The 15,991-nt window shown below is 40.1% G+C and carries 17 protein-coding genes; all 17 read right to left on the bottom strand.

Annotated elements, in window-relative coordinates:
* Positions 1-16: 16 nt before the first annotated feature.
* Positions 17-1,120, bottom strand: a complete 1,104-nt coding sequence (hisC, locus tag ACLIJJ_RS02685; RefSeq protein ID WP_237941659.1) for a histidinol-phosphate transaminase — start codon at positions 1,118-1,120, stop codon at positions 17-19.
* A gap of 31 nt (positions 1,121-1,151) precedes the next feature.
* Positions 1,152-1,517: a chorismate mutase gene (aroH, locus tag ACLIJJ_RS02690; protein ID WP_233313360.1), complete on the bottom strand. Its 366-nt coding sequence runs from the start codon at positions 1,515-1,517 to the stop codon at positions 1,152-1,154.
* Positions 1,518-1,520: 3 nt separating this feature from the next.
* Positions 1,521-2,600, bottom strand: coding sequence for a 3-dehydroquinate synthase (gene aroB / locus ACLIJJ_RS02695; RefSeq protein WP_233313359.1), 1,080 nt, complete (start codon positions 2,598-2,600; stop codon positions 1,521-1,523).
* Positions 2,600-3,772: a chorismate synthase gene (gene aroC / locus ACLIJJ_RS02700; protein WP_233313358.1), complete on the bottom strand. Its 1,173-nt coding sequence runs from the start codon at positions 3,770-3,772 to the stop codon at positions 2,600-2,602. Before aroC ends, aroB begins: the two co-directional genes overlap by 1 nt.
* Positions 3,773-3,873: 101 nt before the next feature.
* Entirely contained in the window at positions 3,874-4,647 is a 774-nt protein-coding gene (locus tag ACLIJJ_RS02705) for a CheR family methyltransferase (protein ID WP_233313357.1), read from the bottom strand.
* Between the two features lie 222 nt (positions 4,648-4,869).
* Positions 4,870-5,316 carry a nucleoside-diphosphate kinase gene (gene ndk, locus ACLIJJ_RS02710; RefSeq protein WP_233313356.1) on the bottom strand — a complete coding sequence of 149 codons (447 nt, stop codon included), beginning with the start codon at positions 5,314-5,316 and terminating at the stop codon, positions 4,870-4,872.
* 86 nt (positions 5,317-5,402) lie between these two features.
* Complete coding sequence (gene hepT / locus ACLIJJ_RS02715) at positions 5,403-6,365, bottom strand: heptaprenyl diphosphate synthase component II (protein ID WP_233313354.1); 963 nt, start codon at positions 6,363-6,365, stop codon at positions 5,403-5,405.
* A 46-nt stretch (positions 6,366-6,411) separates the two neighbouring features.
* Positions 6,412-7,119, bottom strand: a complete 708-nt coding sequence (locus tag ACLIJJ_RS02720; protein WP_233313353.1) for a demethylmenaquinone methyltransferase — start codon at positions 7,117-7,119, stop codon at positions 6,412-6,414.
* A gap of 5 nt (positions 7,120-7,124) precedes the next feature.
* Entirely contained in the window at positions 7,125-7,916 is a 792-nt protein-coding gene (locus tag ACLIJJ_RS02725; protein ID WP_237941661.1) for a heptaprenyl diphosphate synthase component 1, read from the bottom strand.
* 137 nt (positions 7,917-8,053) lie between these two features.
* A complete protein-coding gene (gene folE, locus ACLIJJ_RS02730) occupies positions 8,054-8,617 on the bottom strand; it encodes a GTP cyclohydrolase I FolE (protein WP_233313351.1) in 564 nt (187 codons plus the stop codon).
* Between the two features lie 199 nt (positions 8,618-8,816).
* On the bottom strand, positions 8,817-9,089 hold the full coding sequence (locus ACLIJJ_RS02735) for an HU family DNA-binding protein (RefSeq protein WP_016203034.1): 273 nt from the start codon (positions 9,087-9,089) through the stop codon (positions 8,817-8,819).
* A gap of 418 nt (positions 9,090-9,507) precedes the next feature.
* Complete coding sequence (gene spoIVA / locus ACLIJJ_RS02740) at positions 9,508-10,986, bottom strand: stage IV sporulation protein A (protein WP_251646267.1); 1,479 nt, start codon at positions 10,984-10,986, stop codon at positions 9,508-9,510.
* Between the two features lie 559 nt (positions 10,987-11,545).
* Positions 11,546-12,595 carry an NAD(P)H-dependent glycerol-3-phosphate dehydrogenase gene (locus ACLIJJ_RS02745; protein WP_233313349.1) on the bottom strand — a complete coding sequence of 350 codons (1,050 nt, stop codon included), beginning with the start codon at positions 12,593-12,595 and terminating at the stop codon, positions 11,546-11,548.
* Positions 12,596-12,610: 15 nt separating this feature from the next.
* Positions 12,611-13,921, bottom strand: coding sequence for a ribosome biogenesis GTPase Der (gene der, locus ACLIJJ_RS02750; RefSeq protein WP_233313348.1), 1,311 nt, complete (start codon positions 13,919-13,921; stop codon positions 12,611-12,613).
* Between the two features lie 294 nt (positions 13,922-14,215).
* Entirely contained in the window at positions 14,216-14,401 is a 186-nt protein-coding gene (locus tag ACLIJJ_RS02755; protein ID WP_233313347.1) for a capping complex subunit for YIEGIA, read from the bottom strand.
* The gene (locus ACLIJJ_RS02760) at positions 14,398-15,288 is read right to left on the bottom strand and encodes a YIEGIA family protein (protein ID WP_233314720.1); all 891 of its coding nucleotides are present in this window, start codon (positions 15,286-15,288) and stop codon (positions 14,398-14,400) included. The genes ACLIJJ_RS02755 and ACLIJJ_RS02760 overlap by 4 nt, the downstream gene beginning before the upstream one ends.
* Positions 15,288-15,893, bottom strand: a complete 606-nt coding sequence (locus ACLIJJ_RS02765) for a YphA family membrane protein (protein WP_489685855.1) — start codon at positions 15,891-15,893, stop codon at positions 15,288-15,290. Before ACLIJJ_RS02765 ends, ACLIJJ_RS02760 begins: the two co-directional genes overlap by 1 nt.
* Positions 15,894-15,991 lie beyond the last annotated feature (98 nt).

Below are 15,991 nucleotides of genomic sequence, written 5' to 3' on the forward strand. Positions count from 1 at the left end.
TTCTTTTCTTCTAAAATCAAATGGCTGCTGCTTTCTCTTGCAAGAACTTGGCAAGCACATTGATCAAGCCTTCGTTCTCTTCCTTCGAACCAATGGTGATGCGGACAGAAGTCGGGAATCCTAGCGGTACTCCAGAACGGACGATGTACCCATGTCTCATCAAGTATTGGAACACTTCATTGCCGTCGACTTTAAAATCGACTAATACGAAGTTTGTTTGGGAAGGATAATAATTCAATCCATGCTCTTCACAGAACGTATACAGCTGCTGAAGGCCTTCTCTGTTTCTGATGCGGCAGTTTGTTACAAAGTCCTGGTCTTTAATGGCAGCTTGTGTAGCAATTTGCCCTAAAGTATTCACATTAAACGGCTCTCTGATAGGCTCAAGTGTTTGAATTAGATTCGCATTTGCCACACCGTAACCTACTCGGAAGCTTGCAAGTCCGTAAATTTTGGAGAATGTGCGCAGCACGATTAAGTTATTGAACTGTTTAGCAAGCTCCAATGCATCATAATAGTCTTCAGCAATAACATATTCATAATAGGCCTCATCCAAAACTACAAGAACATCCTCTGGTACTTGCTTCAAAAAGCTGACTAATGAAGATTCTGAATTATACGTTCCTGTCGGATTATTAGGACTGCAAACCCAAACAACACTTGTGTTCTCATCCATTTGCTTAAGCATTTCCGGAAGATCATGTTCTCCTTTTTCCGTAAGCGGAACTTCTCTGACTTCAGCGCCGTCAACAACAGCGTTATGCTTGTATTGCCCAAACGTGTGGCTTGCCATCACCGTATTTCTGCCAGGTTTTAGCAAAGCTCTTGAAATCATTAAAATAAGATCATCTGAACCGTTTCCAAGTATAAGCTCTTGTGGGGAGACTTGAAGAAATTCAGCAAGTGCGTTACGCAGGTTTGTCGCATATCCATCTGGATATAATGCAAAAGAGCCGTCCACTTCCTTCAGGCTTTCGATTACTTTCGGCGAGCTGCCAAAAGGATTTTCATTTGATGCCAGCTTTACTATTTTTTCTAGATTAAATTCTCGTTTTACTTCATCAATTGTTCTGCCTGGCTGATATGCTGTAAGATTTAGGAGCTGCTCTTTCCATTTCATTAACTTTCACCTCTAATAATGTATGGTTAATTTATTTTTCTTTAAGGTCTGGTCTTAATTGAATTGCTTTTTCTAAATAGATATGATTGATGTCCTTTTGCGGGGTATCTGTATTAACATGCATCATGATGCGGATACACTTTTGCAATGCATTAGGCACATCAATTTCCTTCATGCACATTACCGGCACATATGTCCAGCCCTCTTGAAGACGAATCACTTTAGCAGGAAAGGCGGACGTCAAGTCGTCCGTGACGGAAACGAAAACAGAGGCAACATTATCAGCTATTATCGCATTCTTTCTTATCATTTCCTTCACAAGTTTTTCTGCTGCATCCAGAATCACTGTTTCTTCATCCACTTCAACTGTGATTGCTCCCCGTATTCCTCTAATCATGATTTATTCTCCCTTAAATATATGTAGTTCTTCTCTTAATTCTTGTTCATCCATTTGGACAAGTTCAGGTGTGCCTATACTCTTTAGCAACACAAAATGAATTGTTCCTTTTACGGATTTTTTGTCCTGCTTCATACGGTCAAGCAAGGCTTCCACACTTAAGCTGCTTGGCACTTCTGTTGCATAACCTAAAGTTTTGAGCCAATGTGTAAAGCGGCTACTATCGAAATCCAGTCCAAGCTTCTTTTCACTTAAACGCAATGCAAACAGCATGCCAATTACGACTGCTTCACCGTGGGACATATTTCCATATCCCATTTCCGCTTCTATTGCATGACCTAAAGTATGACCAAAATTAAGGTAGGCACGGACATTTGCTTCCTTTTCGTCCTGTGCCACGACATCGCTTTTCACTAAAATCCCTTTTTCCAAAAGTACGGCCCATTGTTCTTCTGGCACACCCGCTAGGTCCGTAATATCGTTGAGCAGAGATTCATAAAATTCCATATTGCTGATTAAAGCATGCTTCATCACTTCACCAAAGCCCGATCTCAGCTCGATAACAGGCAGTGTTGCGATATAACTAGTTTCATAAAAAACTGCTTCCGGCTGATAAAAGGCACCTATCATATTTTTGCCAAGAGGATGGTTGATGGCCACCTTCCCGCCAACAGCACTGTCATGTGCAAGGATGGTCGTCGGAACCTGAATAAACGGAATTCCCCTCATAAAGGATGAAGCGACAAAACCGGCAAGATCACCGACAGCTCCCCCGCCTAAAGCTATAATCAGTGATTTCCTGTCTAGCTTTTCTTCAAGAGCAAAGCTGTGGCAGCCATAAAAAACATCAAATGTTTTCGCATGTTCTCCAGCAGGCACGATATGGGAGACAACAGGAAATGCTGTTATCTCCTTTTGAAGTGCTGCCAAATGCAATCCTGCAACTGTCTCATCTGTTATGATAAGTATTTTTGAGCAATTGGGAAAATGCTGCTGTAAAAAGGCATTCAGCTTTGAGACTGTGTTAGCACCGATAAAAACAGGATACGATTTAGAGCCTGCATTTACTTGAACTGTTTTCATTAAAATTCCCTCGCATATTGACGATGCTTTTCGACATTTTCAAGCAAACCGTCAAACCGATCAGAATAGAACTGATCAACAATAGCACATGCCAGCTCCCATGCCACTGCATTTTCAGCAACCACAGCTGCAGCAGGAACTGCACAGCTGTCAGAACGCTCAATGCTAGCAGCAAATGGTTCCTTCGTTTCAATATCCACGCTGTTTAAAGGCTTGTAAAGTGTTGGAATAGGCTTCATAACACCTTTAACAATAACAGGCATTCCTGTCGTCATACCGCCTTCAAAACCGCCTAAACGATTAGTTTTGCGCGTATAGCCTGCTTCACTGTCCCAGATGATTTCATCATGGACTTCACTTCCAGGCTTACTTGCCGCCTCAAAGCCGATGCCGATTTCGACTCCTTTAAATGCATTAATGCTCATGATTGCTCCAGCAAGCTTAGCATCAAGCTTCCTGTCATAATGAACATAGCTGCCAACACCCACAGGCATTCCTTCTGCGATGACTTCAACGATTCCGCCGATGGAATCTCCGTTCGCCTTCGCATCATCAATTGCCTGCATCATCTTTTTCTCTGCAACTGGATCTAAGCATCTGACAGGTGATTGTTCTGTGATTTCAATGATTTTGTCAATGGAAGGATATTCTGTCACTTCCGCCTTCACTCCACCGATTTCTAACACATGGGAGGCAACCTTAATCCCAAGCAGTGACAATAATTTTTTTGCGGCAGCACCTGCAGCCACTCTCACTGTCGTTTCTCTTGCAGATGAACGCTCAAGAACATTGCGCATATCGCGATGGCCATATTTAATTGCGCCGTTTAAATCTGCATGCCCTGGTCTCGGACGAGAGATTTTACGTTTAATTTCACTAGATTCCTCATCATCAATAGGCCCTTGACCCATGACTTTTGTCCAGTGCTTCCAGTCGTTGTTTTCCACAATAAGTGACACTGGCGATCCTAATGTTAGACCGTGGCGAATTCCGCCGCCGATTTCTGCAGTATCTGTCTCTATCTGCATCCGTCTGCCTCTTCCGTGCCCTTTTTGTCTTCTTGCAAGCTGTTCATTGATGTCCTCTGCTGTCAATGGCATACCAGCAGGCAGACCTTCTATAATGGTAATTAGTTTTGGACCATGTGATTCCCCTGAAGTTAAATATCTCATATCAAAATCCTTTCTCCCTTCAACGCTTTAAAGGAAATATGTTTCAATATATCATACGTTCGTGAATATGGATAGTAAAAAATCCTAAAAACCTGTATTTTTTATACTTTTTTATAGAAAAATGTATCTTCTGTCTCAAAGCCATACTTGCCAGGATTAAAAATTTGCTCTGTGCTGCCGACAAAAAATATGCCGCCGGGTCTTAATGCATTCGCAAATTTCTGATATAAAATATCCTTCGCTTCCTCTGTAAAGTAAATCATGACATTTCGGCAGACAATTAGATCGTAAGGCCCTTGAAAGGGATCAGACAATAGGTTTTGTTGCTTAAATGTCACAGGCTTTTTAATTTCCTCGCTGATTTTAAACATGCTTCCCGATTGGGTAAAGTGCTTCTGTTTTTGCGCAATCGGAACTTCATTTAACGAGCGCTCCACATAAAGGCCTTTCTTTGCTCGTTCAATAGCATTAATATCAAGGTCTGTAGCAGTAATTTGAAAGCTAGTCGGACGGAGGTGGTTTGATAGAATCATGGAGAGAGTATACGGCTCCTCACCAGTTGAACACGCTGCACTCCAAACCTTCAAGCTAGAACTGCCTTTAATCAAGGTCGGCAGAATTTTATTCTCAAGCACCTCCCACCGTCTGAAATTACGGTAAAATTCTGAAACATTAATGGTCATGCGGTCCAGTAATTCTTCGAGAAGCTCCTTATTCTTTCCTATTGCTTGAGAGTATTCTTTAAAAGACCGATAGCCTCTTTTTTCATATAGAGAGGTTAACCTTCTTTTCATTTGCGCTTCTTTGTAGAGAGATAAATCGATGCCTGAAATTTGCTGAAAATTCCTGATAAATTCTTGATAGTCTTTTTCCATAATGAAACCTCGCATCCTGCTGCTAGTAATTTTTCTTTTTTACTAGTATAAACGATAATGATAAGAAATGGGGCAATTATTTAGCAGCTACTTATTAAATAAAAGACAAGACATTCCTATTATTTTTGTTTACGGCAGCAATCATACTACTTTTCAAACAATAAAAAAGCTGCCCTTGAGCAATTACTTGCTCAAAGGGCAGCCTATATTATGTAAGGGGCATTAATAAACCCAATTATTGCTGAGCTTATTATACTCAACAAGTTCTTCTTCTTTAAAAAATAAGCCGATTTCTCTAGCTGCGCTTTCTATACCATCTGATCCATGAATCACGTTTTTTCTCATTACTACTGCAAAATCACCGCGGATTGTGCCGGCAGCAGCATCTATAGGATTTGTCTTGCCCATCATGAGCCTAGCCTTTGCCACCACATCTTCGCCAGCCCACACCATAGCAAATACAGGCCCTGAAGTGATGAAATCAACCAGCTCCATGAAGAAGGGCTTGTCCACATGTTCTTGGTAATGCTTTTTAGCAAGCTCCTCTGACACAACCATTAACTTGGCACCAACAAGCTGGAAGCCTTTGCTTTCAAAGCGTTCTACAATCTTGCCGATTAAATTTCTTTGCACTCCATCTGGTTTGACCATCAAAAACGTTTTCTCCATTTGATTCACTCCTATGTATGTAGTAGTAAGAAAAAATGATTTCATGAAAACGATATCATACATAAAGCGACAATGCAAAGCTTATATTAAAACTTCCTTTTCCCTAAGTACTTCGCTATATTGATGAGGGCAGTTTTGCTTCTACCCTTCGGAAGATCAACAAGCGCATCAAGTGCTTTTTGCAGATACATATTGCTCACCTTAATAGAGCGTTCAATGGCATCAGAGCTCTTAATCAAGCTTATAATTTCTAACAAATCTTCCCGGTCCATCTCTTCATGAACGGTTTCTACCTTTTGGCGGATAACATCATTTTCCATTGCATACAAAACAGGCAAAGTAATATTACCTTGCAATAAGTCGCCGCCAGCAGGCTTCCCTAGTTCTTCTTCTGTACCGACAAAATCAAGAATATCATCAATAATTTGATAAGACATTCCAACATAATAACCGAATTTATGTAGTTTTTTCTGATGCTTCTCTTCCACATCAGACACAATAGCCCCGACTAAAGAACTAGCAGAAATAAGCAGAGCTGTTTTTCTTTTTATGCGGCGAAAGTAATCCCTCACATTTTGTTCAAACTGGTATTTGTCTTTAATTTGCTGAATTTCACCGAGGCAAACCTCAACAATCGTGTCTGCCAACACTTTATGAGCATCCGGCTTTTCCAGTTCACTCATAATTTCAAGGGATTTAGCGAAAATATAATCACCACTATACATAGCAACTTTATTATCCCATTTCGCCTTAATCGTCGGTTGCCCTCTGCGCAAGTCCGAGTCATCAATAACATCATCGTGAACAAGGGATGCCATATGAATCAACTCGAGTGCGACTGCTGCCTTTTTAATGACATGGATGTCATAATTGCCAATTTGACCAGCGAGCAGGACAAAAATCGGCCTAATTCGCTTACCGCCCGCTTTAAGAAGATGCAGCGACGACTCTCTCAATATAGAAGTGTTGGCATTCACTGTATCTTCCAGTGTTTTTTCTATTAATTCTAAATCAGAATTCAAAAATGAATACATCATTTTTAATTTCACTTAAGCCTCACCCGTCTTTAACTGCTGTACAAAATAGATACAGACATTATTTTTCTTTAAAGCCGATATGCACAGCAGCCACGCCACCGCTGTATGCCTTATACGTCACATTGGACAAGCCTGCCTTTTCAAAAAGGGAAGCGAGCTCTTTCATTCCTGGAAAATCCCGAGCTGATTCCTGCAGCCAAGAGTATTCCTTGTAGCTTTTGGCGAAAATCTTTCCAAACAGGGGCATCACAAACCGGAAATAGAAATAGTAGCCTTGCTTAAAAACAGGCATTGTCGGTTGAGATGTTTCCAGACAAACAACCTTGCCTCCCGGTTTAACTACCCTTCTCATTTCCTTGAGCACTTGCAGATAGTCAGGAACATTTCGCAGCCCAAAGCCGATTGTCACAAAATCAAAGCTGTCATCAGCAAACGGCAGCTCCATAGCATTGCCATGAATCAATTGGATTTGCTGATAATCCTTTGTTTTCTCTTTGCCGATGCTCAGCATGTTTTCGCTGAAATCAAGTCCGATTACTTCACCAGTTGACCCGACTGCATCTGCCAGACTTATTGTCCAGTCCGCTGTGCCGCAGCAAACATCCAAAGCTTTTGCGCCTTTAGGAACATTCATCCTTTTCATCGTTTCTTTGCGCCAAATCTTATGCTGCTGAAAACTGATTACTGTATTCATTTTATCGTAATTGCCATATATCTTTTCGAATACATGGTGCACTTTTTCTTCCTTTGATTGGTGCTCCCGCATTGCTCTTACCCTTCTTCCACATACATTTGTTGTTTGATTTTATCCAAAACTGCCACAGTTCTGACCCCGATTCTGTCCTCATCAGGCTCATAGCTCTTAAGCGCTTCTGTTAAGCTGTCTGCCGCTTTTTGAACTGCCGGATCGAACAGACGATATCCTTGATCCTCTGCAAGGCGGCCAAGCTCCCCACTATGACGATTCAGCATGCTGAATAAAAATGAATCCCCAGTTAAGTTATATGTATTCCTGTCTTGCAGCATTCTGTTCAGAAATAGAAACGACAATGCAAAGGTTCTCCAATTATGCAAGCGGAAACGGTCAACAAGCTTATCTAAAATAGAAAACTCAACAGCTTCTATGGCATCTATCATTTCTGGAAGTCCGGCAAAAGCTTGCTGATAGATAATCATCTTATTCTCGTTAACCTCTTTAATTGCTTCGGCAAACACTTTTATCATCTCATAATCTCCGAGGTCTGCCAGCAGCTTGTAATATTGACCGCTGTAAAAATCTCCGGCCAATATTGTTAACTGCCTGTTCTTTTCTATTCCTTTATGAACGCTGTCATTGGTTACAAGCTCATGGGTATCAAGGGCAATTTGAATAAGCATTGTTGTTGTGGCATATGTGATGACTTGGCTGTCATCTATGTCAGCCTGCTTTAATAGAAAAACGGTAAGCAGAAGCTTGTCTTCATCAATTATCGGATTATCAATATGCTTAAAAAGATAAGGATGAGCAATCTTTTGTAATACCTCTTCCCGCACATTCTCCACCATTTCTTGAAATAACATCATAATATCACCCTTGTTCCCCCATAAATTTCTCTTTATATATACATTACAACTAAATTATATTTGTATAAAGTCTAGCTTATTATAGCATACTTGCTTGCTGACACCACTTAAAAAGCCTTGTAAGACAAGCCTTTATGTCACTTAATTAAAGACAGCACCTCTGTGCGGGCATCTGCATTTTCTGCATACTTACCGCGGACAGCTGTTGTAACTGTCTTCGCACCAGGCTTGTTAACGCCTCTCATTGTCATGCACATATGCTCTGCTTCAACTACGACCATAACACCATGCGGATCAAGCATTTCTTGAATCGCATCAGCGACTGTTGAAGTGATGCGCTCTTGCAGCTGCGGTCTTTTCGCAACAGCTTCAACCGCTCTTGCTAATTTGCTCAAGCCCGTTACTTTTCCGTTTCTAGGAATATAGGCTACGTGAGCAACTCCATAAAACGGAACGAGATGATGTTCACACATGCTGTACAGCGGAATGTCTTTAACAAGCACAAGCTCCTCATGGTCTTCCCCAAAAATAGTATGAAAATACTCTCTTGGATCCTCATTTAATCCTGAGAAAATATCACTATACATTTTGGCGACTCTTTTTGGGGTATCAAGCAATCCTTCTCTTTCAGGATCTTCCCCAATCGCTTCCAGTATTTGTTTTACCGCATCTTCTATCTTGGCCAAATCAACATTCGACATTCTTTTTTTCCTCCCAAAGCTATCAATCCAATTTCCTTTAATCATATTAGCATATAAAAAGAACGAACACCACGAATACCGTTAATTCTATTCAATTCCCATTAAGCCATTGGCTAAACTTTTGGAAAATATGCTAATAAATAGAAAAAACCGCGAGTAATTCGCGGTTTTTAGAGAAATAATATGCAATGTATGTAAATTACTTCACTGCGTCTTTAAGTGCTTTACCTGGTTTAAAAGCAGGAACTTTGCTTGCTGCGATTTCGATTTCTTCACCAGTTTGTGGGTTGCGACCTTTACGAGCAGCACGCTCACGTACCTCAAAGTTACCAAAACCGATAAGTTGTACTTTATCGCCATCTTTTAAAGCATTCAAGATTGTATCAAAAACAGCATCAACTGCTTTAGTAGCGTCTTTTTTAGACAATTCGCTTGCTTCTGCAACTGCGTTAATTAATTCTGTCTTGTTCATGCCTTTCACCTCCTCCCAAATGTTTCAAATAAATCCTAAAAAATCGTTTCATATCATTATTTGTAAACAATTTATCGGAATTATATACGTCATCAAGAATATTTTTCCTTTGCAGCATCATAGGGTTCCATAATGCTACTACTAACGTGACAAGCATTTATAATGTATATCATAATGCTTTAATCGCTGTAATGACGCTGATTCCTTTAAAAGATTATCATAATCGTTTGAGCATATCAAGAAATTTTATATATTGATAGCAATCTTTTCATCATTTGATATAAAAGTGTAATATTAAATCAATAAATTTACATACATATCCGAAACTGACAAATTAAGAGAAATAGCCCAGTTCTTATTATTTAGTAGGGAGAAGTTAACGCATGCAAAAAAAAGAAACTCCCACAAAGAGAGTTTCCTATAAGATTATTGCAATAAGCCCTCCAGAGCCTTCATTGATGATACGCTCAAGTGTCTCTTTCAGCTTGTAGCGGGCATTTTCAGGCATAAGTGAAAGCTTTGCTTGAATTCCTTCCCTAACAATGGAGCTTAAGCTTCTTCCGAAAATATCCGAATTCCAGATGGATAATGGATCATCCTCAAAATCCTGCATCAAATATCTGACAAGTTCCTCACTCTGTTTCTCAGAACCGATAATTGGTGCAAATTCTGACTCAACATCCACTTTAATCATGTGGATAGATGGTGCTACAGCCTTTAATCTTACACCGAATCTTGAACCTTGGCGGATGATTTCCGGCTCATCTAAGCTCATATCGATAAGGGATGGTGCTGCAATGCCATAACCTGTTTGTTTAACCATTTTCAGTGCATCTGAGATTTGGTCATACTCTGTTTTTGCATGGGCAAAGTCCTGCATTAGCTCAAGCAAATGATCTTTCCCTCTGATTTCCACACCAACAATCTCTTTCAAAATTTCATCATACAGCTCATCTGGTGCGTACAAATCGATTTCGGCAACACCTTGCCCCATCTCAATTCCTGCAAGACCAGCCTTATCGATAAATTCAAAGTCGCTGAATTGCTGCACAACACGATCGACATCTCGCAGTCTCTTAATATCTTTAACTGTTTCCTTCACAGCCTCTTGATAGTTGTCACGCAACCAATGGTTCTCCCGAAGAACCATTACCCAGCTCGGCAGGTTTACGTTCACTTCAAGTACAGGGAACTCAAACAGTGCTTCTCTCATTACATTAAGGACATCTGATTCTCTCATGCTTTCAACACTCATTGCGATAACTGGAATATCATATTTATCTGATAGTTCACTGCGAAGCTTTTCTGTATTAGGGTGATAAGGCTGGGCGCTGTTGACAATCATAATAAACGGCTTGCCGACTTCCTTCAGCTCTTCAATAACCCTGTTTTCTGCTTCTAAGTAATTACTTCTCGGTATATCCCCAATCGTTCCATCTGTTGTAATGACAACACCGATTGTGCTATGTTCCTGAATAACCTTTCTTGTACCAATTTCAGCCGCTTCATGAAATGGAATTGGCTCTTCATACCATGGTGTATTGATCATCCGAGGCCCATTTTCGTCTTCATAACCCTGCGCGCCTGGAACCGTGTAGCCGACACAATCAACTAATCGGATATTTACATCCAATCCTTCATCCACAGTTACAGATGCCGCCTGATTAGGAACAAACTTTGGCTCTGTCGTCATAATCGTCTTACCTGCCGCGCTTTGCGGCAATTCATCCTTTGTTCTTGCACGGTCACCTTCATTATCCATATTCGGAATAACAACCAATTCCATAAACTTCTTTATGAAAGTAGACTTGCCTGTTCGAACAGCACCCACTACACCTAAGTAAATATCACCGCCAGTTCTTTCGGCAATATCTTTAAAAATATTTACCTTTTCCAAATGATCCCCTCCTGAACTCTCCCTAGTGTAGAGATTAGCAAAAACCATTTAATGCAATTAGACAATATATATTTATGATGTTGTCCTATCTCATTATGACTACTTTTATAAATTCCCCCTTTTTTTTATGGAAGATTTCTTCTCCTTAAAAAAATACTTCGTAAAAAAACATATAATCAGCGGACTTTATCGCAAATCATAAAAGAAGTTAAAGTAATGCTCAGCTTATTTTATGATTTTTATTCACGCCAAAAAAAAATAACCCTTCTAAATCATATATACACATGAATGATAGGGTTATGACTATTTCTATAAAAATTTATTTTATCGGTGTACATAGGAGCTACAGAGTCATTTTCATTCAAAAAAAAATCAAAGTAAAAGCAGGGGAACCTTTACTTTGATTTCATGACTATATAACCCATCACCTGTTCATTCCACCAGGTTGCTTCAAAGCATTGTATGCATAAATACATCATTCGCACACCATAAAATGCCTAATAATCTTAACAAATTTCGAAAAACAGATTTTTAAAGCTCACTAAAGGATGTATAAGACTTATTCTACGTACTGGGAAGCAAGGATGTTCACAAGGTCTTCCATCTCATGTGTTTTATCTCTTGCCATTAAGCCTTCCACTACTTCCTTCGCATTCTTCCCATTAAACAGCACATCATATAAAGCATTCGTAATCGGCATCTCAATGCCATATTTCTCAGAAAGCTGTTGGCCTGCTTTAGTTGTTCTGATTCCTTCTACAACCATTCCCATGTTCTCAAGAACCTCTTCAAGGGGACAGCCCTTTCCAAGCAAATTACCAGCTCTCCAGTTTCTTGAATGGACACTCGTACAGGTCACAATCAAATCACCAATGCCGGTTAATCCTGAGAAGGTAAGGGGATTTGCACCCATTTTTGTTCCTAATCTCGCCATCTCTGCAAGTCCTCTTGTAATAAGTGCAGCTTTGGCGTTGTCACCAAAACCTAGCCCATCTGTAATTCCAGCACAGACTGCGATAATATTCTTTAGTGCACCACCGATTTCCACACCGACAATATCAGGATTCGTATAAACCCTGAATTTTGAATTAATGAACAAGTCCTGAACTTTTTCTGCTTCCTCCATGTTTTTAGAAGAAACTGTTACTGTCGTCAAATGGCGCAAGCTTACTTCCTCTGCATGGCTTGGTCCTGACAGGACAACAATGCTCTTTAACAGACGCTCCGGAATCTCTTCTTCCATTATTTCAGATATGCGAAGCAGTGTTCCTGGCTCAATCCCTTTGCTTACATGAATGAATGTTTTTGGTTCATCTAAGAAAGGTATAATTTGTTGGATTACTTCGCGCATCGCTTTTGTAGGAACAGATAAGACAATATAATGGACATCCTTTAAACTTTCCTGCATGGACGTATATCCAATGATATTTTCCGAAAGCTTTATGTCTGGAAGATATCGTTTGTTTACATGATTTTTGTTGATTTCTTCAATATCTTGTCCATTTTTACCCCAAAGATGGACAGTATGTCCATTATCGGCAAGCACTAACGCAAGCGCTGTCCCCCAGCTTCCGGCTCCGATCATTGCAATTTTTTTATGATTACCCATTACGATCCACCTCTATTATTTTCTTTCACGCGCAAAAATTCTAATTGGTGTTCCTTCGAAGCCAAAGGCATCTCTAATACGGTTTTCTAGGAAACGTTCATAGGAGAAATGCATCAGCTCTGGATCATTAACAAATACAACAAATGTTGGCGGTCCAACCGCTACTTGAGTAGTATAGTAAATCTTCAAACGTTTACCTTTATCTGTTGGTGTTGGATTCATCGCCACAGCATCCATAATGACATCATTCAATACACTTGTCTCTACCCTTAAAGTATGATTTTGGCTGGCGATATTAATCATTGGAATCAATGTATGAATCCGCTTTTTCGTCTTAGCAGACAAGAACACAACCGGTGCATAATCCAAGAATAAGAAATGCTCTCTGATGTTTTGTTCAAATGTTTTCATTGTTTTTTCGTCTTTTTCGACAGCATCCCATTTATTTACAACAATAATAACCGCTCTGCCTGCTTCATGGGCATAGCCTGCGATTTTTTTGTCTTGTTCAATAATGCCTTCTTCCCCGTCTATAACAACTAAAACAACATCTGATCTTTCAATCGCTCTTAATGCACGAAGAACACTGTATTTCTCAGTACTTTCATACACTTTCCCTTTTTTCCGCATACCTGCTGTATCAATGATTACGTATTTTTCACCGTTAACAGTAACTTCTGAGTCAATCGCATCTCTTGTTGTGCCGGCAATATTGCTGACAATAACGCGGTCCTCTCCAAGCATTGCATTAACAAGCGACGATTTCCCTACATTCGGACGGCCGATTAAAGAAAACTTAATGACATCATCAGCATAGTCTTTTGTGTCTCTGTTTGGAAAATGCTTGGCAGCTTCATCTAATAAGTCACCTAAACCTAAGCCGTGAGATCCGGAAATCGGCATCGGCTCACCAAATCCTAACGAATAGAAATCATAGATTTGTTCGCGCATCTCTGGGTTATCAATTTTGTTTACAGCAAGAACAACTGGTTTTTTTGCACGATAGAGGATTTTTGCTACCTCTTCGTCGGCAGCTGTTACACCTTCACGGCCGTTCGTAAGGAAAATGATAACATCAGCTTCGTCAATTGCTACCTCTGCCTGTGCTCTGATTTGCTCTAAAAAAGGCTCATCGCCAATATCGATTCCGCCTGTATCAATCAGGTTAAAATCATGATTCAGCCACTCTGCAGAGCTGTATATTCTGTCTCTTGTTACACCAGGAATATCTTCAACAATGGAGATTCTCTCCCCGACAATTCTATTAAAAATAGTAGACTTTCCAACGTTAGGACGTCCTACTATTGCTATTACAGGTTTCGCCATTCTTACTTACACCCTTCCATACTCCAAAATAGTCTTTTTTGCTTTTATGTCTACACAAACAAATACTATGTAAATTATTATTCCAGGCTCTTCTAAATCAGCCTGACATGTCAACTAAGATCGCAATACTGCTTGCCACAGTCCAAAAGCGTTAAAAACAATTAGGGGCTAGCCCAAGCTTTTAGGCAGTCCCCTAACTAATATATCTTAACAGAGCAGCATTGTACAGGCAAGTACTAGAAAATTGTTAAGCTATGCTGGGATTTGCCAGTCCTAAACTATCTGCTTGAATGCTCAATGCTTGACGATAATATAAACATCTTCGCTGATTTTATGGGCAATCCCGTCAAGAATAGCTTCCAAGTTTGTTGCTACAACTTCCATTTCACTAACGTCGCTGCAATAAAAAACGCCAGTGCCTTGCGCTACTTTTTCCGGTTTCGTTGTTATAGCGGCCAATATATACTTTTCAATCGTCACTGTGCTTCTTCCTCTCTTAACAGCCTTTTGCTCGGCATCCGGATGGCATTTTCAAGAGTTGGAGTTGCTCCAATAATCTCAAGCGCTTTTTCCGGGTCATTATGCTGCGGCAAAACAAAAACAGCGACCCTTCCATCCTCCAAGTCTCTTTTTGCTAAAGGAACTAAAGCTGGTGTTCCAGAATCGCGGTACACTCCCAATGCAGTCGAGACATCGTACAGAATTGCCTGTCTTTGCCCAAGATTTGCGATTGTCGTTCTGGCATTGAAGTTTTTAGGTGTGAGGATAAATCCCATCCCGTATTTCAGCACTTCCTCCTGCCGTGCTGGTATTCCGATATTCATAATATAAATATTATCAACATACAAGCCAGCATCTTCAAATCTCGGTTTCACATATTCAATTGTTACAATATCGCGAAGCTTTCCGCCGGACATGAGCTTCCTGCTGATAAAAAACGATATAATTGCCGCAATAATTCCGCCCCATATATGGAAAGTAATGAATCCAAAGGTACTCAAAAGGCTTGCAAACATAACAAGATAATTTCTGCTTTCAAATGCAATTGCTATTCCTTCGATATACGTTTTCCCACGTGGCACCATCTCGTAACTGTCAAGCTCTGTTAAGGTGTTTCTTTCCATATTGCGGACATCCCGAAATTGCGAGGCAGCGACAGTGAGAAAGGTGACAGCTGTAAAGTCTTTATCTAATATGGAGGGAATGGCAACTGTGCCTAGACCTGCCGCTATGAATCCAAGTGCAACATGAATGATCTTGCCGTGAAGATATGTCGGGTATTGCCTGTAATCAGTGCGAAGCATAAACATGCGTAAAGCTGTTCCGATAATGAGTCCAAATAGAATTGGATATGTAAATGTGGTCATCATAGTTTTTGCTTCTCCTTTTCGATTAAGTATATTTGCTGTTCCAATTTCGCAAGGAAAACTTTAGCAATATTCCACGCTGTTATGCTGGCTATACATAAGAGCAGACTGTCGAAAAAGGCCGCTGTTCCAATTCTTTCGTCCATCCTGTAGTAATGGAGCAAGTATCCGTACAGCATTTCGCCAACAGAACTTCCTATAATGATCATTAAACCCTGAGTTGCCATTGTACGATGCAGCATCACACTTAAAATAGCAAGCATTACTGCAAGCATGACGTCTTTATCTATTAACAGCCAAACTGGATCAAGAATGCTTAAAAGCTGCAAAGCGCAATAAGCAAGCATTGTCATAAAGGCTGTCAGCACCATATAAAGCTGCTGGGACGTCCGTAGCCTGGCAGCATAAATAAAAGCTGACACTATTTGGACAAGCAGCAATACAGACACTTCCATGCCCATAAAGGGTAAATGATGAGGATATAAAATTATTGCTATAAGCAAAAAAGATGCGTATTTACTTCTATTATTATTATCTTTCTCCATAAAAAAAGTGGGTATTAACCAGAGCATCCAAGCAAACAAAAAAAACATATTACCTTCCATAACTATTCACTCTCCTACTTTTTCCATTATGTCAATTAAATATGTACTTTAAACTTAGAAAAGTAAGGTTTGGCAAATGCTGGACAAAATCCCTCTGC

It is taken from the genome of Niallia laureatilytica, assembly GCF_046613985.1.
GTDB lineage: Bacteria > Bacillota > Bacilli > Bacillales > Cytobacillaceae > Niallia.